The following is a 22,387-nucleotide window of genomic DNA, read 5'->3' as shown; positions in this document are numbered from 1 at the left end:
CCCCCTCATCCCCGTACGCTCCCCATCTCCGCCATGAATCCCGTCGGGTTGCTGTCGAACCCCCGGATCAGCTCCCTGAGGCGCCACGCCCCGGTCGCGTCCCTGGTGAACTCCGCGACGGTCGCGGCCGTGGCGTCCGCGACGCCCGCGAAGTCGTCGGCCAGCAGCCGGCGGTAGCCCTCGACGACGAGCACCCCGGCGTGGGAGAGGTCGCCGAAGGTGCGGGGGCCGCCGGTCTGGTGGATGGCGACGCCGACCACCACCCGCCCGTAGGCGGACGACAGGCGCTCGAACTCCAGCTCCATCACCTCGACGACCCCGAGGCCGAGGCCGGTCTCGCTGTGCCGGATCATGGTGATGGTGCCGTCCGGCGAGCGGCTCTCGGTGTGCACGACGTACTCCGGCCGCCCGTACGGGGCGTCGACCGCGTAGGTCGCGGCGACGATGTCGAGATGCCGGGCCGGTTCCCCGTAGGCGCTCGGGTCCCACTTGAGCCGCACCTGGACCTTGCCCAGACCCACACCGTCGGCACGCATCAAGCCGCTCCCCGTCAGAGTTCCGCCGGGACCCTCCCGCATGCTGAAGTATGTGCTCCGAGCAGCCTCTTGATACCTCACTGACGGTTATCTCCTGGTCAGATCTCCTCCAGGAAGCCGTCAGCCGGCCGCCGCCCCCGACCGGTGCCAGAGGTCGGTCGTCTCCTCGGCGGCGCCGGGCGCCACGAGCAGCAACGGCTGGTTGTGAGAGGGCAGTTCCGGCAGTGCCACCGCCCCCGCCTCCTGGGCGATCAGCAGCGCGGGGAGTCCGTCGACCGCGTGGAAGGAGCCGATCGCGGCCGCCGTCGCCCGGCCCGCCGCGACCTGCGCGAGGGAGAGGGCCGTGGAGCCCATCACGCGCACCGTGCAGTGCCGGTCGGCGAGTTCGGCCAGCAGGACGTCCATACCGGGCCAATGGGCGTGCGCCGCCCACTCGGTGAGGAAGACATGGCCGGTCAGGGTGGTGTGGGTGGCCACGTGGACCCGGGTGCCGTTCAGATACGCCCCCCTGCCCCGGACCGCGGTGAACGTCTCGCCGCGCCACGGGTCCGCCACCACGCCGAGCAGCGGAGTGCCGTCGGGGGCGGCCAGGCCCAGCGAGAAGGAGCACCAGCCCAGTCCGTGGGCGTAGTTGGTGGTGCCGTCGACCGGGTCGATCACCCAGTGCGGGGCACCGGCGGAGCCCTCCGTCGTGCCGTACTCCTCGCCGACGATCCCGTGGTCGGGGAAGACCCGCCCGAGCACCTCGCGGGTGTGGGTCTCCACCGCCTCGTCGGTGGCGGTCACGATGTCCGCGGGACCGTCCTTCTCCCGCACCTCGGCCCCCGGGTCACGCGGGCGCCGGATCGCCTCCGACGCCCGGGCCGCGAGTTCCGCCGCGACCTCCAGGGCCCTGTCGAGATCCACGTCAGCCATGCCGGCCACCCTACGGGGACGGGGCCCGGCGGCCGGCGACCTCCCGGTGAACCCCGGATGGATCCTGCCCCACCCTCACGCCGTCTCCTCCCCGCTCACCGAAGGCCGCAACGGCAACGCCGTACTCACCTCGAAGCCGCCCTCGGGCCGGGGCCCCGCCCGGAGTTCACCGCCGATGGAGTGGGCGCGTTCGCGCATGCCCATGACGCCGAACCCCTTCACGGGCTCGGGAGCGGCCGCGGTGGGCGGGCCCTCGTCGGTGACCGTGATGAGGAGGCGGGTGCCGGAGTAGACGAAGCGGACGTGCGCGGTCTGGGTGGCCGCGTGCTTGGTGACGTTGGTGAGCGCCTCCTGCACGATCCGGAAGGCCGTCAGGTCCACCCCCGGCGACAGGGCCTGCGGCTCCCCTTCCGTGGCGACGGTGACGGTGATGCCCGCGGAGGCGCACGAGGAGACCAGTTCGGGCAGCCTCGCGAGGCCGGGGGCCGGTTCCGGCGGTGCGGAGCCCTCGTCGCCGGTCTGCCGCAGCAGGCCCAGCGTGGCCTTCAGCTCACGCAGCGCGGACGAGGTCGTGCCGGTGAGGTCGTGGAGGATCTGCTTGGTCTGCGGCGGGTTGACCAGCGCGAGGTGCTCGGCGGTACCGGCCTGGGCGTTGGCGAGGGCCAGATGGTGGGCGACGACGTCGTGCAACTCCCGGGCGATCCGCATGCGTTCCTCGGTCACCCGGAGCCGCGCCTCCTCCTCCCGGGTGCGTTCGGCGTGCTCGGCGCGGGCCTGGGTGGCCTCGAGGTAGGCCCGTCGCAGCCGGGTCATGGTGCCGGCCGCCAGCGGCAGCAGCAGCCAGAAGAACGGGCCGATCGTGCGGAGCAGCAGCGACAGGTGGTCCATGGAGTCGGACACGGCCGCCGCGATCGTCAGCGCCGCCATGGTGGCGATGCCGTAGGAGCGGATGGTCTCCCGTTCGGTGCGGGTGGCCAGCAAGTACAGGGACGTCATGACCGGGGCGAGGAGGAGGGGGGTGAGCAGATAGCCCTGCGCGATCACGACGGTGGCGCAGGCCGCGTTCACCACGACGGTGACGCGGGGGTGGCTGCGGTGCAGGAACAGCGCGAGGCAGGAGACCCCCAGGAGGAGGACGGCGGTTCTGTCGTCGCCCGGCGTCTCCGCGTTGGGCAGGGTGAGCGAGGCTCCGAGGGTCGCGGAGCCCATCAGTACCGCGATCAGCGCCAGGTCGACGAGGAACGGATGGCGGTCCGCGAACTCCTCCAGGCGGTCCGTGTAGCGCCGCTCCGGGCTGGTGGTCATCGGGTTCTCCGGTGGGTGGGCTCAGGGACCCATGGTGAGGGAACGGGGCCGCCCGCGTCGTACGACGACACGGGCGGCCCCTGGTGGGGGGTGCGGGTCAGACGCGTGCGGCCTCCTGCTCGGCGGGGGCGGTCTCGGGGCTGTCGGCGCCTCTGGTGAGCGCCTCGCCCTCCACGTCCACCCGGGGCAGGATCCGGTCCAGCCACGTCGGCAGCCACCAGGCCCTGTCGCCGAGGAGGGCGAGCACGGCCGGCACGATGGCCATCCGGACCACGAAGGCGTCCAGCAGGACGGCGGAGGCGAGGCCGAAGCCGATCATCTTGATCATGGAGTCGCTCTCGCCGATGAACCCGGCGAAGACGGCGATCATGATCAGTGCGGCGGCCACGACCACCCTGGCGCTGTGCCGGAATCCGGAGGTGACGGCCTGGTGGGACGTCTCGCCGTGGACGTACGCCTCACGCATCCGCGAGAGGAGGAACACCTCGTAGTCCATGGCCAGGCCGAAGACGATGCCCACCAGGAAGATCGGCATCAGGCTCATGATCGGGCCGGTGGTCTCCACGCCCAGCAGTCCGGCGCCGTGCCCCTCCTGGAAGACCACGACGACCGCGCCGAGGGAGGCCAGGACGGAGAGCAGGAAGCCGAGAGCCGCCTTCAGCGGGACGAGCAGGGACCGGAAGACCACCAGCAGCAGCACGATCGCGAGGCCCACCACGACGATCAGATACGGCACGAGCGCGCTCTGCACCTTCTCGGAGATGTCGATGTTCAGCGCTGTGGTGCCGGTGACCTCGTAGGTCGCGCCGGTCTCGGACTCGATGCCGGGGCGCTCGCCGCGGATGGCCGTGACGAGGTCCTTGGTCTTCTCGTCGGTCGGCGCGGTGGACGGCACGACCGAGAAGACGGCGGTGTCGCCGGCCTCGTTGAAGCGGGCCGGGGAGACCGACACGATCCCCTTCGTCGCACCGATGTCCTTCGAGATCGCCGCCGCGGCCGCCTTCGCGTCGTCGTCGCCCTTCGCGTCCACCACGACGGTCAGCGGACCGTTGAAGCCCGGCCCGAAGCCCTCGGCGAGCGCGTCGTAGGCCCGGCGCTCGGTGGTGGACGTCGGCTTGGCCTCGTCGCCGGGCATGCCCAGCTGGAGGGAGGTCATCGGCAGGGCGAGGGCGCCGAGGCCGACCACACCGAGGATCAGCACGGGCAGCGGGCGGCGCAGGACGAACCGGGCCCAGCGGGTGCCGCCGTTGTCCTTGGCCTCTTCTTCGGTACGGCGCGGCCCGCGGTCCTTGCGGCGCAGCACCGCGTTCGGCCAGAAGCCGAGGAACGCCGGGACCAGGGTCAGCGCGATGAGTACGGCGACGACGACCGCGCCCGCCGCGGCCAGGCCCATCTTGGTGAGCATCGGGATGCCGACCACCGCGAGCCCGGCGAGGGCGATGACGACGGTGAGACCCGCGAAGACGACCGCGGAACCGGCCGTACCGACCGCGAGGGCCGTCGCCTCCTGGGGTGCCCTGCCATTGGCGCGTTCCTCCCGGTACCGGGAGACGACGAACAGGGCGTAGTCGATACCGACGGCGAGCCCCAGCATCATCGCGAGGGTGCCGGTGGTGGTCGACAGGCCGAGGGCGTCGGAGAGGGCGAGGATCGTGGCCATGCTGACGCCGACGCCGATGAGCGCGGTCAGCAGGGGCAGTCCGGCCGCGGCCAGTGAGCCGAAGGTGACGAGGAGGACGACCGCGGCGATCGCGACACCGATCAGCTCGGCCGTACCGCCCGCGCCACCGCCGTCGGCCATGGCGGAGCCGCCCGCGTCGACGGTCAGCCCGGTGTCCCGGGCCTCCTGGAGGGCGTGCTCCAGCTGCTCCTTGCTGGCGTCGGTGAGGTCGTCGGCGGCGACCTTGTAGGTGACGGTCGCGTACGCCGTCGTACCGTCCTTGCTCACGGCCTTCGCCTGGAACGGGTTCACGGCGCTCGCGACCTGCGAGCCGTCGGCCAGGCCCGCGACGGTGTCCTCGACGGCCTTCTTGTGGTCGGCGGCGGTGACCTTCTGGCCGTTCGGCGCGACGAAGACGACCCTCGCGGTCGCGCCGTCGGCCGTGGCCCCCGGGAAGCGCTCTTCCATCAGGTCGAACGCCTTCTGGGACTCGATGCCCGGCATCGAGAACCCCTCGTCGGCGGCGCCGGGCGCCTTCAGGGCTCCCAGCCCGACGGCCGCCAGGACGGCCGCCCAGACCAGGGCGACGTACCAGCGTCGCCGGAAGGCCAGGCGGCCCACGCGATAAAGGAAAGTAGCCACGGCGGGGAATCTCCACATCTGGTGCCGGACGGTCCACCCAGACTGTCCGGACGAGAGGCGCCGAGTCGTCGTGCGCCTGCCGACAATCCCCGCTACTGAGAACGCAGTACGCGGCGGTCCCCGCGTCCACCTCCGGGACTACCGCCTTTTCCGTTCCCTCACGGCCCGGCGGGAACCGGAACGTGTGTTCCTCTGTGTGTTCCCTGTGAGACCACCAGTTCTTTGAGGCTTGACCAGCCCAAGGGGGAACGAACACAGTGAAGTTCAGACGACTCAGACTCGCCGGAGCCGCGGCGAGCGCGCTCGCCGTGGCCTGCACCGGGCCGCAGGCGTGGGCCTCCGAGCAGCACGAGACCGCCCCGGTACCGACCCTGACCTGGTCGGACTGCCAGGGCGGTTTCGAGTGCGCCGACGCCCAAGTGCCCCTGGACTACCGGGAACCGCAGGGCAGGACCATCACCCTGGCCGTCATACGCAAGAAGGCCGCCGACCCCTCGAAGCGCAAGGGCACACTGTTCCTGCAGCCCGGCGGCCCCGGCAATTCCGGCGTGGACTTCGTGCGCGGCAACTACGACGACCTGCCGGCCGCGCTGCGCGACGACTTCGACGTCTTCGGGTACGACGTGCGCGGGGTGGGCCGCAGCTCCCAGGTGGTGTGCTGGGACGACGCGACGTACACGAAGGCGGTCACCGCCGCCAAGGGCGTCCCGGGCCCCGGCGCCTACAAGCCCGCCGTCCAGCAGGCCGCCGACTTCGACCAGGCCTGCCAGGACAACGCCGGCGTCCTGCTGCCGTACGTCGGCACCCAGTACGTGGCCCGGGACATCGACCTCCTGCGGCAGGCGCTCGGTGAGGACCAACTCACCTACTACGGCCGCTCGTTCGGCTCCTACATCGGTACGGTCTACGCCGCGATGTTCCCGGACCGGGTCCGCGCGCTCGCGCTCGACGGGGCGTACGACCCGGAGCACTACACCAGCCGGCCCTACGCCTACGACCGGCCGCAGTACCTCGCCCTGGACGGCGCGATGGGCCGCTTCCTGGACTGGTGCAAGGCCGACCAGGCGACCTGCGGTTTCGGCGACGGTGATCCGCGGGCCGCGTTCCAGAAGCTCAAGGCGCACCTGGACGCCAACCCGGTGCCCACCGCCAACGGGGGCCAGGCCAACGGCTACACGCTCGTCTACCGGCTGATGTTCAACATCAACGAGGGCAAGGTCATCTGGCCCTCCTTCGGCGAGGCCCTGCGCAAGGCGCAGCAGCGCGACAACACGTCGTTCCTGCTGCGGCCGCCGTCCCCGGCCAGCTTCGACTTCCTCAACCCGAACGTCGTCGTCGAGTGCGTCGACAAGAAGTACCCGACCGACCGGGCCCTGCTGAAGCGCGAGGTCACGACCAACGCCAGGCTGGCCCCGCTGCTGGGTCCCGCCATGGCCTACGGTCCGCCGACCTACGACCACCAGCACGCCACCGCGTGCGTCCAGTGGAAGGGCGAGCACACCAGCCGCTACGACGGCTCGTTCCGCGCGAAGGGCTCCGCACCGATCCTCGTCATCGGCAACACAGGTGACCCGGACACCCCGTATCAGGACGCGGTGGCCCTGTCCCGTGAGCTCGACAACGGCCGCCTGCTCACCTTCAGGGCCGAGGGACACACCGCCTTCGGCCGCAGCGCCTGCGCGTCGGACGCGATCACCAGCTACCTGGTGGACCTGAAGGTCCCGGCCCGCGGCGCGAGTTGCGCGGACGAGACCCAGCCGCCGTCCTCCGAGCCTACGGTGGCTCCGCCGGGGACGACGCTGAGCGAACTCCGCAACGGCGTCAACGAGCGGGTCGACCGCATCGGCTCGCTGCACTAGGCGGTACGGCGTCATGGAAGGCCCAGGTCACGGGAGTGGCCTGGGCCTTTCGGCGTTGGAGGTGGGGGTGCGTGATGAGGAGCAGCAACCTCGGTTCCGTCGCCTTTAGCTGTTCATGTCACGGGCCTGTGACGGTGTCGTCCTGGATCAAGGACGAGGCAACCGTTCGGATCCCGGGCCCCTCATAGTGATCAAGAACGCGCTGAGGAACCCGTCCGGCTTCAGCCCCCAACACCTCGAACACCCAAGGGAATTGCCCCATGATCCGCAACCGCCGCAAGGCATTCCTCGTCTCCGCCGCACTGCTGGGCGGCACCCTGTTGATGACGGCGTGCAACCCGGGCGACGACACCGCCGACAGCTCGTCCAGCACCTCCGCCACGCCCACGGCGACGAGCACGTCCGGCACCACGGGGGGCAGCGACACCTCCGCGACCCCCTCCCCCTCGGGTTCCGGGGGCACGTCCGGCGGCAGCGGCACGTCCGGCGGCTCCAGCACATCCGGTTCCGGCGGCACGTCCGGCGGCAGCGGCACATCAGGCTCCGGCAGCACGTCCGGCTCCGGCGAGACCGTCGTGGAGGGCCTCAACAAGGGCAAGGGCGTCAGCGGCACCTGGTACGGCATCGTGCGGTACGTGGCACCCGGCAAGTACCTGGTCGACGGTCCCGCGGCCAAGGGCTCCGGCGGTGCGCAGCAGGAGTTCTTCACCGCAGAGGACACCGTGATCCTGGGCGGGGGCCAGATCTGCGGCGTCGAAGGCTCGAAGGTGGACGCCCCGTGCGAGGAGGCCGACCTGGAGAAGGCCGCCAAGAAGGGCGTCGAGGCCCAGGTCGTCCTCAAGAACGGCATAGCCACGCAGATCACCGACGGTGCGCTTGTGTGATCCGTTGGCTCGCAACGAGCAGCGGCGTGACAGCTCATACGCGGAAGGGGTGCCCCTCGAGGAGGGGCACCCCTTCCGACCATCTGGTCAGGGTGCCGTCGCCGGGATCAGCCGTAGAGCGCGACCCTCGGCTGAACGGTCCCCCGGGCCTCGGGGTTCGTGACAGTGACCCCGTAGACCTGCTTGAGGGTCTGGCCCGGGTGCAGGGTGCGCCGGGCGTTCGTCAGGTCGGTGAAGAGGGTGCCGGTCTGGCTCGCGGTCGGGACGGTCCGCCAGCAGCCGTGCGCGGTGCGCTGCTCGACCACGAGGTCCGACGGGGCGAGGAACGGGCCCGCGTCCGGCGACTCGACCAGGAGCTGCGGGGCGACGGTGAGGTCCGCCGCGGTGTCGTTGCGGTAGGTGACGGTGACCTCGTGCCGCTGACCGTCGGCCAGGAGGGCCGTGGTGGGCAGGTCCACGAAGTCGACGGGCACGGCGGTCTGCTGGGCCTGCGCGGTGGCCGCGGCAGGCTTGGCGGGAGCGGCCGCGGCGGCGGGACCGGCGGCTGCCAGACCGGCGAGTGCCACGGCGACGGAAACGAATGCGATCTTGAGACGTCTGGTGCTCTTCGACACGTTCACTGTTCCTCGTGATGTGTGGGGGGTTTCGGGGATTACCCGTAGATGAGACCTCAACAAGGAGTAATACGTTGCCCGGATCTCGTGGATATTCCGTGGATACCGCCCGGTAGCCGACCTCGAACTCCCGTTGCCGTCATGGCGGACTGATAGCTTCCGCGGCACCGGCCTGGGGGAACTTCGTTGCCGGTAACCGACCTTCACAAATGAATCCAGGCGGAATTCCTTGCGCACGACTCGTGAATATCCAGGAGGAAGGCACCGCTGGGTGCCGAAAAGCCGGCGCGGGAGAATACTCGCGGCTTCGGGCATGTCCGTACTGGCGTTGGCCCTCGTCGCCCCTCTCGCGTCCGCGGCCCTGACCAGCCCCTCCGACCCGGCCACCCCGACACCGGGGGACCGTGTCACCAACACCTCCCAACTGCCGTCCGGCTGGCAGAAGTCCGGCGACCGGATCGTCACCTACGACGGTGACGGCACCGGGCTGCACGTCCTGGTCGCCGACGCGGCCGACGCCTACACGTGGCACACCGCGGCCACCCTGTCCGAGCCGGGCATCGACACCGACCAGTGGATCGGCCAGACCTGTGTGACCGGGTCCGGCGACCGTGCCGTCGTGGTCTACGCGCCCCGGCAGGCCGTCAACGACCAACAGGGCTTCCAGCAGGGCGCGTTCGCGGCCGTGGTCGACCTGGCCGACGGCACCGTGACCAAGCTGCCCGAGCTGGTCTCCCTCGCCTACTTCAACCCCGGCTGCGGCGACGGCGAACAGGCCGTCCTCACCCGCCCCGAGGGCACCGGCACACAACTGCTCACCGTCGACGCCCAAAAGGGAGAGCTGGTCGGCCAGCAGACCGTCGCCGGTCAGCTCACCTCCGCCGTGCCCTTCGGGAACAGGATCGCGGCAGCCCGGGGCGACTCCGTGGTCTCGGTGGACGCCAAGGGCGCGACCAGCACCCTGGCCAGGACCGACGGCACGCCGTTCCGGCTGGTGCCGGACGCGCACAGCGGGCTCGCCTACCAGGTCCCGGCCGGGAAGAAGGTGCAGGTCCGTCGGGTCACCTCGGCCGGCTCCGACAAGCTCCTCGGCTCCGGCGCGCTGGGCGCCCTCGCGGTGCACGGCAACGGCGGCCGGGTCTTCGTGACCGGCAAGGACGCCGAGGACGCCGTGCCGACCCTGCCGAAGAGCTGGCGGACGCTGGACGTGCCGGCCTCCGCCGAGGTCTCCACCACCGGGGACCTCGCGCTGACCTCCGTCGGCAACGGCACCGAGGCGGCCGGCGGCAGGAAGGCCGCCGCGGACATCGCCCAGTCGGTCGGGATCAACGCGGTGGTGCCCGGCTCCGACACCTCCTTCGGCTTCCGGGTGAAGCCCAAGACGCCGAAGGGGACTCAGGGCGATGAGCAGTCCCCGGCCCTGACGGACGGGATCCACACCAACAGCATCACCCCCGGCGACGACGACCCGTCGACCTCCACCACCGACCCCGACCGCGCCTGCGCCGTCACCCGCAACGACCCGAAGCTCCAGTCGCTCCAGCCCTCGACCGCGCAGGCCGAGTGGGCGACGGACCTCGCCGTGCAGGGCAAGCTCGACGTGCGCCGCCGCAGCGGCTGGAACGGCAGCGAACTCCCGTCGTACACCCCGCAGGGCCTGTTCCCGTCCACCGCGCTCAAGGGCGGCGGCCGGGTGCCCGCGCAGATCATGCTCGGGGTGCTCTCCCAGGAGTCCAACCTGCTCCAGGCCAGCTCCCGGGCGGCCGCGGGCGAGAGCAGCAATTTCATCCAGGGCGGCTACTACGGCAACGCGGGCAGCGTCCACACCGTCAACTGGGCGGCCGCCGACTGCGGTTACGGCATCTCGCAGGTGACCAGCGGCATGGCGAAGGCCGACACCACGTACACCGCCGAGCAGCAGCAGGCGATCACCGTGGACTACGCGGCCAACATCGCCGCGGGGCTCCAGATCCTCCAGGACAAGTGGAACCAGCTGTACGACAAGGGTCTGCTCGTCAACGGGGGCGACCCGCAGTACCTGGAGAACTGGTGGCTCGCGCTGTGGGCCTACAACAGCGGCTTCAACCTGCCCAGTGCGACCGACGCGAGCGCCCCGTGGGGTCTGGGCTGGTTCAACAACCCGGCCAACGGCATCTACCCGGCCGACCGGAAGATGTTCCTGTCGTCCGGCTACGACGACGCCCGCAACCCCAACCTGTGGTCGTACCCGGAGCGGGTGCTCGGCTGGGCGGCCTACTCCCAGCAGAAGACCGACCCGGCGACCGGGGCGACCGTGCGGGCGTTCACCGTCGGCGACTGGCCCACCGGCAACGCGCCCGACGCCCAGCCGCCGCACGACACGTTCTGCAAGCCGACGCTCAACGACTGCGACGTCACCAAGCCGCGCAAGGTCGAGGGGTCGAGCCAGCCCGAGGGGCCCTGTCAGCGGGACGACTTCAAGTGCTGGTGGCACCAGCCGGTGAGCTGGACGGACTGCACGACCACCTGCGGCACCGAGGTGCTGAAGTACCAGGCGACCGACCCCGAGCCGGCGGTCGCGGCTCCGCACCCGGCGGCCTGCGCGTCCACCCTCCCGGCGAACGCGCTGATCGTGGACGACGTGCCGAACACGGTGAAGTTCCGGGTCGGTGACGCCAACCCGTGTGCGGGCGAGAAGAACTGGACCAGCCGGGGGACGTTGAAGTTCACCTTCGGGTCGGCGCAGCAGAACGGCGCGACCGTGTACCCCTCGAAGATCGACTTCCATCAGCTGGGCGCGGGCTTCGGCGGACACTTCTGGCTCACCCACACCCGGGTGCCGAGCTACACCGACTCGGTCGTCACCGGCACGTGGACGCCTGACCGGAAGCTCGGCGGCTGGGCGGAGGTCATGGTGCACCTGCCCGACCACGAGGCCAACACCCCGTCGGCGACATACCGCATCGACGTCGGTGACGGCACGGTCGTGGAGAAGACGATCTCCCAGGACACCGGCGGCAAGAACACCTGGGTCTCCCTGGGCTCCTACGAGTTCAAGGGCACCCCGAGCGTCTCCCTGACCTCGGCCACGGCGGACGGCACCGGCGACGCCTCGATCGCCTGGGACGCGCTGGCATTCGTCCCGCTGAAGGGCAAACCGACGGACACGCCGTCCCCGTCCCCGTCCACACAGAAGTAACCCGCGAGGGAGCGAACTCCGAAGCGCCCGCCCCGGTCGATCTGACCGGCGGCGGGCGCTGTGGCGTGTACGGCGGATCCGCGGGCACGCACCAGCGGGCGGCACCGGCCACCTCACGAATGGGCCGAGCGGCACCGGGCGACGAATACGCGCCGCCCGACGACACCGGCCAACGCCGATCCCCCCGGGCCCAGGCCCGCCGGCCGCCGAACGGACCGAGGCGGCACCGCCAGAGGCAGACTTGCGGCCCCACACCCGCAGATGACACCGGATACCGACGAACGGGCCAACCACCACCGGCCAACGGCCGACCTGCGAACACGGGCTCGCCAACGACACCTGCCAACCCTCGAACGCGCCGAGACGGCACGACCAGCAGCCCGACCCACGACCACAGGCCGACGGACGACTCGGTCAACGGCCGATCCGTGAAGACAGGCCGGCCGACGACACCGCTCGGCCAACGAACGGACCGAGCCAGCACCGGCCGGCGGCCGACCCACGACCACGCGTAAGCCGACGGCACCGGGCATCCCACGTCACCGCTCGACCGACCCGGTGGCGGCCTTACCCGACCCCCTCGGCTTCAGGGGCTCACCCCCTGGCGTCGGCCCCGGCCCGCGCGGCCTCGACGAATGTGGTGATCAGGGTCGGGTCCTTGACGCCGCGGCTCGCCTCCACGCCGCTGGAGACGTCGACGCCCCAGGGGCGGGTGACGTCGACGGCCTCGCGGACGTTCTCCGGGGTGAGGCCCCCGGCCAGGAGCCACTTCTCGCCGGCGCCGGCCACCTGCTTGCGGGACCAGTCCCAGGCGATGCCGGACCCCGGCACCGGGGCGTCGAGCAGCAGCATGTCCTCGCCCAGTTCCCCGCAGCGCGGCACGGAGTCGCCGAAGGCGGCCGCGCGGATCAGGGTCCAGCCGCCGGTCGCGAGTGCGGCGTAGTAGTCGCGGTCCTCGGGTCCGTGCAGCTGGACGGCCCCGATCCCCGACTCCACGGCCACGGACCGTACGTACTCCAGGGGTTCGCGGCGGAACACCCCCACCGTCATGACGCTCTCGGGCACCCGGGCGGCCAGCCGCGCCGCCGTCGCGGGGTCGATGCGGCGCGGGCTGTCGGAGAAGACGAACCCGATGGCGTCGGCGCCGGCCTCGACGGCCGTGTCGACGTCCTGCTCGGTCCTCAGGCCGCAGATCTTCACGAAGAGCGTCATGCCGCCACCGTATCCAATTCGCGTCCATGAACAACGATCACATACATAACCGTTGACGCGACCATGGCAAGCGCTTACCTTCCGAACGATACGTGCCCCCGTCGCCGCACACCATGGAGACGAACGATGCACCTGAGACCAGTCATCACATCCGTCGGCCTCATCGCCGGCACGCTCGTCGCACTGTCCGGCACCACGGCCCAGGCCGCCACCACCCGCTACGAGGCCGAGTCCGCGCCCGCCACCTGCACCGGAGCCATCGAGACCGAGTACGCCGGATACTCCGGCAGCGGATTCTGCAACGGCACCAACGCCACCGGCGCGTACGCCCAGTTCACCGTGTCCGCACCCGCATCGGGCACGGCGACCCTGAGCGTCCGCTTCGCCAACGGCACCACCACCGCCCGCCCCGCGGACATCATCGTGAACGGCTCGACGGTCTCGTCGGCGTCCTTCGAGTCCACCAGTACCTGGACCGGCTGGACCACGAAGACGCTCACCGTCCCGGTGAACTCGGGCAGCAACACCGTCCGGCTGAACCCGACCACCGCGAACGGCCTGCCCAACGTCGACTACCTGGACGCCGAGACATCCGGCACGACGACCCCGCCGCCGTCGAGCAGCGCCCTGTACGTGTCACCGAGCGGCACCGACGGCGCGGCCGGCACGGTGACCGCCCCGACCACCCTCACCTCGGCGATCAGCCGCATCTCCGCCGGCGGCACGATCTACATGCGCGGTGGGACGTACCCCTACTCCTCGACGGTGACCATCCCGGCCGGCAGCAACGGCACCTCGTCCGCACGCACCACGCTCTCCGCCTACCCGGGCGAGACCCCGGTGCTCAACTTCTCGGCACAGACCGAGAGTTCGACCAACCGCGGGATCCAGCTCAACGCCAACTACTGGAAGATCTACGGCCTCGTCGTCGAACGCGCCGGGGACAACGGCATCTACGTCGGCGGCAGCAACAACGTCGTCGAGCGCACGGTGACCCGCTTCAACCGTGACACCGGCCTCCAGCTGGGCCGGATGGCCTCCTCCACCCCGGCGAGCCAGTGGCCGGCCAACAACCTGATCCTGAGCGCCGAGTCCCACGACAACGCCGACTCCGACGGCGAGGACGCCGACGGCTTCGCCGCGAAGCTCACCACCGGCACCGGGAACGTGTTCCGGTACGCCGTCTCGCACAACAACATCGACGACGGCTGGGACCTCTACACCAAGACCGACACCGGGGCGATCGGACCGGTGACCATCGAGTACTCGCTGTCCTACGGCAACGGCACGCTCAGCGACGGCTCCCAGGCCGGCAACGGCGACCGCAACGGCTACAAGCTCGGCGGCGACGACATCGCGGTCAACCACGTGGTGCAGCACAGCGTCGCCTACGGCAACGGCCATCACGGGTTCACCTACAACAGCAACCCCGGCTCGATGACCATCACGAGCAACGTCTCCGTCGCCAACACCGAGCGCAACTTCAACTTCGAGACCGGCACCTCGGTCTTCCGCGGCAACACCTCGTGCAACAGCGGCGCCAACGACCGGTACGCCGGTGACGCCGACAGCTCCAACCAGTTCTGGTCCGGCACCAACGGCTCCCGCTGCTCCACCTACGCGGGCGCCCTGGGCTGGTCCTTCGCCTCCAACGGCAGCCTGGTCGTGACCTTCGGCGGCAAGCAGGTCACGCTGTAGGACACGGCGGGGACCCCGGGATCCGTACCCGGGGTCCCTTCGCCGTCACTGCTTGGGCGCGGCCTGCTGGACGACCTCGAAGGTCCACAGCGTCGAGCCGGATGCTGCGGGCCTGGGGCGGCCCTGCTCGCCGCCGCCCCCGTGCGAGGCCTGTGCCATCCCGGACATCCACTTCTGGAAGTCCTCCTCGCCACGCCAGCGCGTGTAGACGAGGTAGGTGTCCGTGCCCTCGACGGGCCGCAGCAGCTCGAACCACTCGAATCCGTCGGAGTTCTCGACGGTCCCCGCGCGGGAGGCGAACCGCTTCTCCAGCGTCTCGCGCTGCTCCTCGGGGACCGTGAGTACGTTGATCTTGACGATGCTCATGGCGCCAATTGTGCGCCAAAGGGCATCAGAGGGACGTCAGCGTGCCGCGGCCCGGGCAGGCACCTCGCCCTTCGCGCCGACGACGGCGGTCTCCATCACGGCGCTGGTGCCGGCCAGGGTCTCGGTCGTGATGCCCCGGTCCGGGTCGGTGATGTAGAAGCGGGCGCCGAGCAGGGCGAGGGTCTCCTTGTCGAAGATCCACTCGTAGCGGGTGGCGAAGCCGGTGTCGTCGAGGGTGATGGCGATCCCGTGGCGGCCGGCCGCGTCGACGGCGTCGGGGATCTCCCGCACACCGGGCAGTTTCGCGGCCGCCTGGTAGAAGGCGGCCGCGTTCGCGGGCGGCATGACGGTGCCACCGATCAGGTCACCGATCAGGGAGAAGACCGCCTGGTCCCGCGACTCGCCCTCGACCGGCCTGGCCTCCTCGCGGAGCCTGGCGAGCAGGGCGTCGGGGTCGGTGGGCAGCGAGGCCAGCCACCGGTAGGTGGGGTGGTCGACCCCGACCGGGACGGGGTCGGTGGACTCGATCGGGCCCATCTGGCCCGGCATGATCGCGTCCTTGCCGCTGGCCCTGATCCACCCGGTGACACGGAGCGGGCCGGGGTCCTGGGAGGTCCAGCGCTCCTCGGTGTGCAGGGCGCCGAGCCTTATGGGGCCGGTGAAGGCGCCCGTGTTCTCGCGAACCAGCGTCCTGACGTACACGAACTGGTCGTCCCGCACCCGGACCGTGTCGCTCGCCATCGCGGCCGTGGCGATCCGGTTGAGGGTGACGGAGGCGCCGGCCGCGGTCGCGGACGGGGCGGGCCCGGTCGCCGGGCCACCGCCGTCCACGGAGAGGGTCACGAGCAGGGCGCCGGTCAGGGCCGCGGAGGCCAGCGGCACCAGTACCGCGGGCCGCAGGAGCCGGCTCCGCCGGGGCGTGACCGCTGTGTCGTGATCGATCTGCTGCATCAGTACGTCCTTGAAGTGACGGTGGCGCTCCGGCGGGAGGTCCCACTCCGCCGGGGTCGACAACAGCTCCTCGGCCTCGCTCATCGGGTCTCCTCCCGCAGGAACAGGGCCGCGAGCGCGGCCTCACTCTCCATCTCTCCGTGGGCCCGGGGTGGTTCCATCCCGGTTCGCCCCTGTTCCTCCGCGCTCAGTCGCGCGAGCCGGGCCCGGGCGCGGGACAGCCGGGAGCGCACCGTGCCGACCGGGACGCCGAGCGCCTCGGCGGCCTGCCGGTAGTCGAGCCCGGCGGACACGCACAACGCGAGCACCTCACGGTCCCGCCGTCCGAGCCGGCCCAACGCCCGGTGCACGACGGCCAGTCGGCGGGCGTCGTCGATCCTGCCCGCCGACTCCTCGGCGAAGTCCTCGACCGGGCGCGGCTCAGGACTGCGGGCCAGGAAGGCGAGCCTGCGCCGCAGACCCCGGTTGGCGTTGTACGCCTTGTGCGTGGCGATGCCGAGCAGCCAGGGCTTGAGCGAACCGCCCTCCGGCTCCACCGTCTCCCTCGTCCGCCAGGCGGCGAGGAAGGTCTCGGACATCGCCTCCTCGGCCTCCGCCCAGTTCCCGGTCAGCCGCAGGGCGTGGTTGTAGACCGCCCGCGCGTACCGGTCGTACAACTCCCCGAACGCCGCCCGGTCCCCGCCCCGAATCCGCGCCCGGTCCGGTTCCGCCACTTCTGTTTCCCTCACACCCGTAACGCTCCGCACCCCGCCCCGGAGTTCCTGTGCTCTACGACACACGCCTCGCGGCACACGCCGCCGACATCGCCCCGCCCCAGCCTCCCCGCGGAGCGCTTACGCTGCGTCCATGGAGCAGCGAGAGGTCATGCAGAACGTCGTCGGCATCCTCACCGAGGCACTGGAGATGCGACGGCAGGTCCGCGAACACCCCGACCGGCAGGCCGCGCTGACCGGGGCGATCTCCGCGCTTCTCGTGGAGACCCTGCCACGGATCCACCTGCCCGCGGACGCCAGTGGCCTCGCGGCGGCGGACGCCGTGGCCGAGGAGCTGGGGCCCGCCATCGCGAGCATCGCCAACTGCTTCGCGTTCGCCTTCGTACAACTGGCCGAGGTCCACGACGCGGGCCGCACCGACACCTCCGCGGAGGTGCTGCGGCGCATCTCCCTCCAGTTCGCGGGCGGCGCGCAGAAGTAGCCGCGAGCCCCGTCGACATTTCTGCGGCGAAACGACATCCGATCCGGCGCGAGCGACGAACAGCACCAGGGGAAGCACCGGAACGGGCTCCCGGGGCGACGAGGGAGGCGCCGGGAGCCCGTTCGTGTGCGCTGGGCGCGGGTCACCTTTTGGGCGGGCCCAGCCGGCCCCGACTCCCTGTACGGCAGGCTGTACTTCAGCGGGCCCTGCGCGCGTCCTCCAGGTAACGCAACACCGCCGCCACCCGCCGGTCCACCTGGTCCGTCGGCGCCAGGTCCAGCTTCGCGAAGATGCTCCGGATGTGCTTGTGCACGGCCCCGTCGGTCACGAACAGCTTCTCCGCTACGGCGCTGTTGCCCAGGCCCTCGGCCATCAGGGCGAGTACGTCCTTCTCGCGCGGGCTGAGCCGCTCCAGTCGCGCGTCCTGACGGGACCGCGTGAACAACTGCGCGACGACCTCGGGGTCGATGGCAGTACCGCCGGACGCCACCCGGCGCAGGGCGTCGAGGAACTCCTCGACCCGGCCGACCCGTTCCTTGAGCAGATAGCCCAGCCCGCCGACCCCGCCGGTCAGCAGCTCGGTCGCGAAGCTCTGCTCGACGTAGGCGGACAGCACGAGGACGGCGAGTTCGGGTCTGCGCCGCCGGGCCTCGACGGCCGCGCGGATCCCCTCGTCGGTGTGCGTGGGCGGCATCCGTACGTCGAGGATGGCCACGTCGGGCTTGTGCGCGTCGATGGCGTCGAGCGCCCCTTCGGCGGTGCCGGCGGTGCCGACCACGTCCAGCCCCTCGGCACGCAGCAGCAGGGCGAGCCCCTCCCGCAGCAGCGGGTCGTCCTCGGCGATCACGATCCGCATGACAGTTCCCTCTCCGGGCTCATCGGGCCACCCGACACACTCGCCGGGCGAACAGCGTCCTCACACAGGGCCGCGCCCCACCCCGCACGGCCGCTCACGCACCGCACGGCAGATCCGCCTCCAGTAGCGTCGGGCCGCCCGGTGGGCTTGTCAGGTGGAGGGTGCCGTCGTGGGCGGCGATGCGGTGGCGGATGCCGGTGAGGCCGGAGCCGGCGTGCTCGTCGGCGCCGCCCCGGCCGTCGTCCGTGATCCGCAGCAGGAGCCGTGAGCCGGGGGCGCGCACCGTGATCGTGGCCCGGGACGCCCCGCTGTGCTTGGCGATGTTGGTCAGCGCCTCGGCCGCGACGAAGTACGCGGTCGCCTCGACGGAGGCCGCACATCGCCGCGGCACCTCGACGTCGACCGTGCACGGCACCGCGCTCTCCGCCGCGAGCCCCGTGAGCGCCCCGGCCAGCCCCCGGTCCGAGAGCACCGGCGGCAGGATGCTGCGCGAGACGGTCCGCAGCTCGGCCAGCGCCTGTTCGGCCGCGGACTGGGCCCGCTCCAGGAGTTCGTCGGCCCCGGCCGGATCGCGGGCGACCATACGGCGGGCGGCCCCCAGCAGCACGGTCACCGTGACGATCCGGTTCTGCGTGCCGTCGTGCAACGAGCGCTCGATGCGCCGCAGTTCGGTGGCATGGGCGTCCAGCGCGGCGGCCCGAGTGGCGGTCAACTCGGCGACGCGCAGGGAGAGATCGGCGTCTGGACCGGCCGACAGCAGCCGGCGCCCCGGGCTCGCCTGCAGCCGTGCCATGCCGGGCGTGAGCCCCAGCATGATGGCGATCCAGCCCACGCCCAGCAGGCACACGGCCAGGGCGTCCGGCCAGGAGTGCGCGACGCCCACCCCGATGGACGTGGCGGTCGCGTCCTTCGGGGCGAGTCGCCAGTACAGCGGAAAGGCGGCGTCCCGTACGGCGAGCACCGGCAGGACGATTCCCAGCAGTCCCAACGGCAGGCCCGCGACCAGATGCCGGACCAGCCACAGCAGTTCACGCCGGGTCGTGGGGTCGGCGAGGGCGGCCCTCAGCCGCGTCGGCGGGGGCGCGGGGGCGATGACCTCGGGGCCCCACCGCGCGAGCCGGACGCGTTCCATGCCGGCCAGGGCGTGCAGCACGCGCACCCCGCCGGGCGCCAGCATCAGCCACAGCAGCACGAACGGTGCCAGGACGGCCGTACCGAGTCCGGAGACCAGTTGGCCGAGCGCGGCGGCCGCGGTCGTGGCGGTCGCCACGGCAAGGCTCTTGACGTCGGCGGTGGCCATCCGAACCTCCTCGGCTGGAGGACAACGACCCTAGGCGGAAAAGGAGTTCGCAGTACGGCCAGGAGTCGGAAAGTACAGCCTGCTGTACTCCCTCCCTACTTGAGGCCGATCGCCGCACAGTCCGCCGCGTACTGGGCGGTGCAGATCTGCTTCACGGTGTACACGTCGTCCTTGATCACCGTCTGCTGGATGTTGTCCCTGGTCAGAGCCACCACCGGCACCAGCAGGGACGGGATGTCCTTCTGGGTGGGGCTGTTGACCTTGTCGCGGATGAGCGCGTCGAACTGGAGGTCGCGGCCCTGGATCTTGTACACCGCGATCTGCGCCGCGTTGGTCGCCTCCAGCAGGAAGGACTTGTACACGGTCATGTACTGCTCGCCCGAGACGACCCGCTGCACCGCGGCCAGGCTCGCGTCCTGCCCGGTCACCGGCGGGATCTTCGTGGCCCCCGCCTCCTTGAGTTCGTCGATGACCGCGCCCGCCATGTCGTCGTTGGCCGAGTAGACGGCGGCGATGTTGTTCAGGCCGAACGAGGCGATCGCCGCCTTCATGTTGGCCTTGGCGACCGACGGCAGCCAGTCCTTGGTGTCGTACTGCTTGGCGATGACGACCTTGCCGTCGAGCTCGTCCAGCGCGCCCTTCTTGAAGAGGGCGGTATTGGGGTCGGCGAGGGAGCCGTTCATCATGACGATCTTGCTGGTCTCGGCCTTGTCGCCGAGCGCCTCGACGACGGCCCGGCCCTGCACCTCGCCGACGAGCTCGTTGTCGTGCGAGACATAGGCGTCGATGGGGCCCTGGGCGAGCCGGTCGTAGGCGATGACGGGGATGCCCGCGTCCTTCGCCTTCTGGACGTCCGGCTCGATCGCCTTGGCGTCCACCGCGTCCACCAGGATCACGTCCACCTTGTCGGTGACCATCTGCTGGAACTGCTGGCTCTGCCGCTTCTCGCTCGCCCCGGCGTTGGCGTAACTGACCTTGCCCTTGCCGCGGGTGAGGGTCGCGACCTCCTTCTTGATGAGCGGGTAGTCGAACCGGTCGAAGCGGCTGGTGTCCCGGTCGGGGAGCAGCAGCCCCAGCGTGATGTCGTCGCCCTTCTTGGGGCTCACCGCGGTGTCGCTGCTGCCCACTGCGCAGGAGGTGAGCAGAAGGGCCGACACGCAGACGGCCATGACGGGGGGGATGGGGCGCATGGCGATCCTGTGGGTGGGGGGCTGTCACGTAGGCGCAACAGTAAGTGCCCTCAATCCCGATCAAACACCCTGACGACTTCCTTCAAGGGATCGCCACTCGGCGTACGCAACTGGCCGTCGATGTACACACGTTGTACAGCGGTCAGCGCGCGCACCATGAGGATCCCGGCGACGGCCGCGCCGACGACGGCGAGATCGGCGACCAGCAGCGTGGTCACGCCGTTGTAGGCGCGGGCGATGAGGTCGTCCGTGTCGCCGTCGTACATCAGGCCGAGCCCGGTGACCATGCCGAGCAGCCACAGCGCCCACCACACGTTCACGACGACGGGCAGCTTCCGGTCCGGGGCGCTCTGGTGGTGGATGTCGGCGACGATGCCGCGCGGGAACCACAGGTTGACGATCGGCACGAACCAGGCGGCGTAGACCCAGATGCCGGAGTAGCGCGGGCGCTCGCCGGACAGGGCCCGCGCGTTGTCCCGCATCCGCCCCAGCCAGCCGATGAACAGGGCCGCACACACCAGCGTGAGGAGGCTTCCGGCCGTGCTGACCAGGTGGTACGAGTCCTCCAGGGCGTTCAGCGGCCGGTGCCGGCCCTCGCCCTGGTTCGGCGGCCCGGAGGCGGGCTCCCCCGCGACGGCGAGCCGGATGTCCCACACGGCCCGCAGCGCGTAGGCGGCACCGGCGAGCCCGAGCCCGGCGACGGCGAGGCGGGCGGAGCCACGCGCCGAGCGCACGGCGGGCCGGACGGTGTTCTCACTCACGGAGTCCCCCTTCGGAACGATTGGTTCACCCCCTCATCGTCCCGAACCCGGCAATCGGTTCACGCGGATGTTCTCGGGGGGTCCGGCGGAGAAACGGGGTGCCCCGGCGGGCCCTTGCGGTGAAAGGGCGACGGCAACAGGCGGCCGGCCACCCCGGCGGAAAGGCAGGGAGCGAGCCCCGGCGTGGCCCGCGGCAGGCAGGGAGCGGCGGGGCCGGGTGGGGAAACAAGATGCCCGGCGGGCCCTGGCGGTGGAACACGGAGCCCGGCGGTCCAGGTGGAACGGCAAGGAGCGGCGCGGAAAGGCAGGAGCGAGCCCGGCCGGTCCCGTGGAGAAGCAGGATGCCCGGCGGGCCCGAAGGCGAGAAGCCGAGAAGAAAGCCCGTGGGGCGAGGATCGTGGGAGCCATGGACGGACAGCGATACGACGTGTGGGCGTCCGGCGCCGCCTACGACCGTTACATGGGCCGCTGGAGCCGGGCGGTCGCGCGCGAGTTCACCGCCTGGCTCGGCCGTCCGGACGGGCTGCGGTGGCTGGACGTGGGGTGCGGCACCGGGGTGCTGTCGGCCGTGGTCCGGGAGCGCTGCCGGCCCGGCCTGGTCGTGGGCTGCGACCGCTCCGAGGGCTTCGTCCGCGCGGGCCGGTCCGGGGTCGTGGCGGACGCCATGGCGCTTCCCGTCCGGGACGGCTCCTTCGACGTGGCGGTCAGCGGGCTGACCCTGAACTTCCTGCCCGACCCCGCGGCGGCGGTCACCGCGATGGCCCGCGCGGTCCGGCCGGGCGGCGCTGTGGTGGCCGGGTACGTCTGGGACTACGCCGACGGGATGCGCATGGTGCGTCTCTTCTGGGACACCGCCGCCGAACTCGACCCGGCCGCGGCCGAGTTGGACGAGGCTCTGCGGTTCCCCGGCTGTCGTCCCCAGCCGCTGCACGACCTGTGGACGACCGCGGGACTCGCCGACGTGATCGTGCGCGCGATCGAAGTCCCCACGGTCTTCGCCGACTTCGCCGATCTGTGGGGCCCCTTCCTGGCCGGACAGGGCCCCGCGCCGGGCTATGTCACCACCCTCCCCCCGGCCGCCCGGGACGACCTGCGCGAAGCCCTGCGCGCGGCCGCCCCCACCGCCGCCGACGGTTCGATCCCCCTCTCGGCACGCGCCTGGGCCGTACGCGGACGAACGACGTGAACCACACCCCGAGCGAGGCCCGTGCGACACCTCACGCCCCGGTTACGTTTCGCTCAACCTCTGGTTGCGAGGCGGTGAGC

At 71.3% G+C, this 22,387-nt stretch carries 19 protein-coding genes; 6 read left to right on the top strand and 13 right to left on the bottom strand.

The genetic code is table 11. From position 1 onward, the window contains the following. Positions 1–5: 5 nt before the first annotated feature. The 4 genes from AQJ46_RS28795 to AQJ46_RS28780 form a co-directional block, all read right to left on the bottom strand. Complete coding sequence (locus tag AQJ46_RS28795) at positions 6–536, bottom strand: TerD family protein (RefSeq protein ID WP_059208325.1); 531 nt, start codon at positions 534–536, stop codon at positions 6–8. 120 nt (positions 537–656) lie between these two features. Continuing rightward, positions 657–1,460 carry an inositol monophosphatase family protein gene (locus AQJ46_RS28790; RefSeq protein ID WP_079072455.1) on the bottom strand — a complete coding sequence of 268 codons (804 nt, stop codon included), beginning with the start codon at positions 1,458–1,460 and terminating at the stop codon, positions 657–659. 66 nt (positions 1,461–1,526) lie between these two features. Then, entirely contained in the window at positions 1,527–2,756 is a 1,230-nt protein-coding gene (locus AQJ46_RS28785; protein WP_059208323.1) for a sensor histidine kinase, read from the bottom strand. A 97-nt stretch (positions 2,757–2,853) separates the two neighbouring features. Further along, a complete protein-coding gene (locus AQJ46_RS28780; RefSeq protein ID WP_079072454.1) occupies positions 2,854–5,058 on the bottom strand; it encodes an MMPL family transporter in 2,205 nt (734 codons plus the stop codon). A gap of 257 nt (positions 5,059–5,315) precedes the next feature. Between AQJ46_RS28780 and AQJ46_RS28775 the strand changes: the two genes are divergently transcribed. Both AQJ46_RS28775 and AQJ46_RS28770 read left to right on the top strand, forming a co-directional pair. Continuing rightward, positions 5,316–6,917, top strand: a complete 1,602-nt coding sequence (locus AQJ46_RS28775) for an alpha/beta hydrolase (RefSeq protein WP_059208321.1) — start codon at positions 5,316–5,318, stop codon at positions 6,915–6,917. A 260-nt stretch (positions 6,918–7,177) separates the two neighbouring features. Beyond that, positions 7,178–7,801: a hypothetical protein gene (locus AQJ46_RS28770; RefSeq protein WP_059208320.1), complete on the top strand. Its 624-nt coding sequence runs from the start codon at positions 7,178–7,180 to the stop codon at positions 7,799–7,801. Between the two features lie 107 nt (positions 7,802–7,908). Here AQJ46_RS28770 and AQJ46_RS28765 read toward each other — a convergent pair whose 3' ends face one another. Next, a complete protein-coding gene (locus AQJ46_RS28765) occupies positions 7,909–8,415 on the bottom strand; it encodes a hypothetical protein (RefSeq protein WP_208616997.1) in 507 nt (168 codons plus the stop codon). Positions 8,416–8,728: 313 nt separating this feature from the next. Between AQJ46_RS28765 and AQJ46_RS28760 the strand changes: the two genes are divergently transcribed. Next, positions 8,729–11,593 (top strand): golvesin C-terminal-like domain-containing protein, encoded by a 2,865-nt coding sequence (locus tag AQJ46_RS28760; protein ID WP_059208319.1) that lies wholly within the window; start codon positions 8,729–8,731, stop codon positions 11,591–11,593. A gap of 594 nt (positions 11,594–12,187) precedes the next feature. Here the strand turns inward: AQJ46_RS28760 and AQJ46_RS28755 are convergent. Beyond that, positions 12,188–12,805 (bottom strand): phosphoribosylanthranilate isomerase, encoded by a 618-nt coding sequence (locus AQJ46_RS28755; RefSeq protein WP_059208318.1) that lies wholly within the window; start codon positions 12,803–12,805, stop codon positions 12,188–12,190. A gap of 126 nt (positions 12,806–12,931) precedes the next feature. Between AQJ46_RS28755 and AQJ46_RS28750 the strand changes: the two genes are divergently transcribed. Next, entirely contained in the window at positions 12,932–14,503 is a 1,572-nt protein-coding gene (locus AQJ46_RS28750; protein ID WP_107117344.1) for a carbohydrate-binding protein, read from the top strand. 45 nt (positions 14,504–14,548) lie between these two features. Here AQJ46_RS28750 and AQJ46_RS28745 read toward each other — a convergent pair whose 3' ends face one another. From AQJ46_RS28745 to AQJ46_RS28735, 3 genes are read right to left on the bottom strand one after another with little or no spacing between them, the layout of a single operon-like run. Next, on the bottom strand, positions 14,549–14,869 hold the full coding sequence (locus AQJ46_RS28745; RefSeq protein ID WP_059208317.1) for an antibiotic biosynthesis monooxygenase family protein: 321 nt from the start codon (positions 14,867–14,869) through the stop codon (positions 14,549–14,551). A gap of 36 nt (positions 14,870–14,905) precedes the next feature. After that, the gene (locus AQJ46_RS28740; protein ID WP_059208316.1) at positions 14,906–15,904 is read right to left on the bottom strand and encodes a CU044_5270 family protein; all 999 of its coding nucleotides are present in this window, start codon (positions 15,902–15,904) and stop codon (positions 14,906–14,908) included. Next, positions 15,901–16,548, bottom strand: coding sequence for an RNA polymerase sigma factor (locus AQJ46_RS28735; protein WP_079072453.1), 648 nt, complete (start codon positions 16,546–16,548; stop codon positions 15,901–15,903). The genes AQJ46_RS28740 and AQJ46_RS28735 overlap by 4 nt, the downstream gene beginning before the upstream one ends. Before the next feature lie 118 nt (positions 16,549–16,666). On the opposite strand from AQJ46_RS28735, the gene AQJ46_RS28730 reads away from it, so the two are divergent. Next, on the top strand, positions 16,667–17,014 hold the full coding sequence (locus tag AQJ46_RS28730) for a hypothetical protein (protein WP_059208314.1): 348 nt from the start codon (positions 16,667–16,669) through the stop codon (positions 17,012–17,014). 196 nt (positions 17,015–17,210) lie between these two features. Here AQJ46_RS28730 and AQJ46_RS28725 read toward each other — a convergent pair whose 3' ends face one another. The 4 genes from AQJ46_RS28725 to AQJ46_RS28710 all read right to left on the bottom strand — a co-directional run bounded on the left by AQJ46_RS28725 (position 17,211) and on the right by AQJ46_RS28710 (position 21,121). Further along, on the bottom strand, positions 17,211–17,870 hold the full coding sequence (locus AQJ46_RS28725) for a response regulator transcription factor (RefSeq protein WP_059208313.1): 660 nt from the start codon (positions 17,868–17,870) through the stop codon (positions 17,211–17,213). 94 nt (positions 17,871–17,964) lie between these two features. Next, entirely contained in the window at positions 17,965–19,170 is a 1,206-nt protein-coding gene (locus tag AQJ46_RS28720) for a sensor histidine kinase (RefSeq protein WP_059208312.1), read from the bottom strand. Between the two features lie 95 nt (positions 19,171–19,265). After that, positions 19,266–20,360, bottom strand: coding sequence for a sugar ABC transporter substrate-binding protein (locus AQJ46_RS28715; protein ID WP_059208311.1), 1,095 nt, complete (start codon positions 20,358–20,360; stop codon positions 19,266–19,268). A gap of 50 nt (positions 20,361–20,410) precedes the next feature. Continuing rightward, positions 20,411–21,121: a DUF4328 domain-containing protein gene (locus AQJ46_RS28710; protein WP_059208310.1), complete on the bottom strand. Its 711-nt coding sequence runs from the start codon at positions 21,119–21,121 to the stop codon at positions 20,411–20,413. 406 nt (positions 21,122–21,527) lie between these two features. Between AQJ46_RS28710 and AQJ46_RS28705 the strand changes: the two genes are divergently transcribed. Continuing rightward, positions 21,528–22,307: a class I SAM-dependent methyltransferase gene (locus AQJ46_RS28705; protein WP_059208309.1), complete on the top strand. Its 780-nt coding sequence runs from the start codon at positions 21,528–21,530 to the stop codon at positions 22,305–22,307. Positions 22,308–22,387 lie beyond the last annotated feature (80 nt).

The organism is Streptomyces canus (assembly GCF_001514145.1).
Lineage (GTDB): Bacteria > Actinomycetota > Actinomycetes > Streptomycetales > Streptomycetaceae > Streptomyces > Streptomyces canus.
This window is presented reverse-complemented; position numbering and strand designations above follow the sequence as displayed.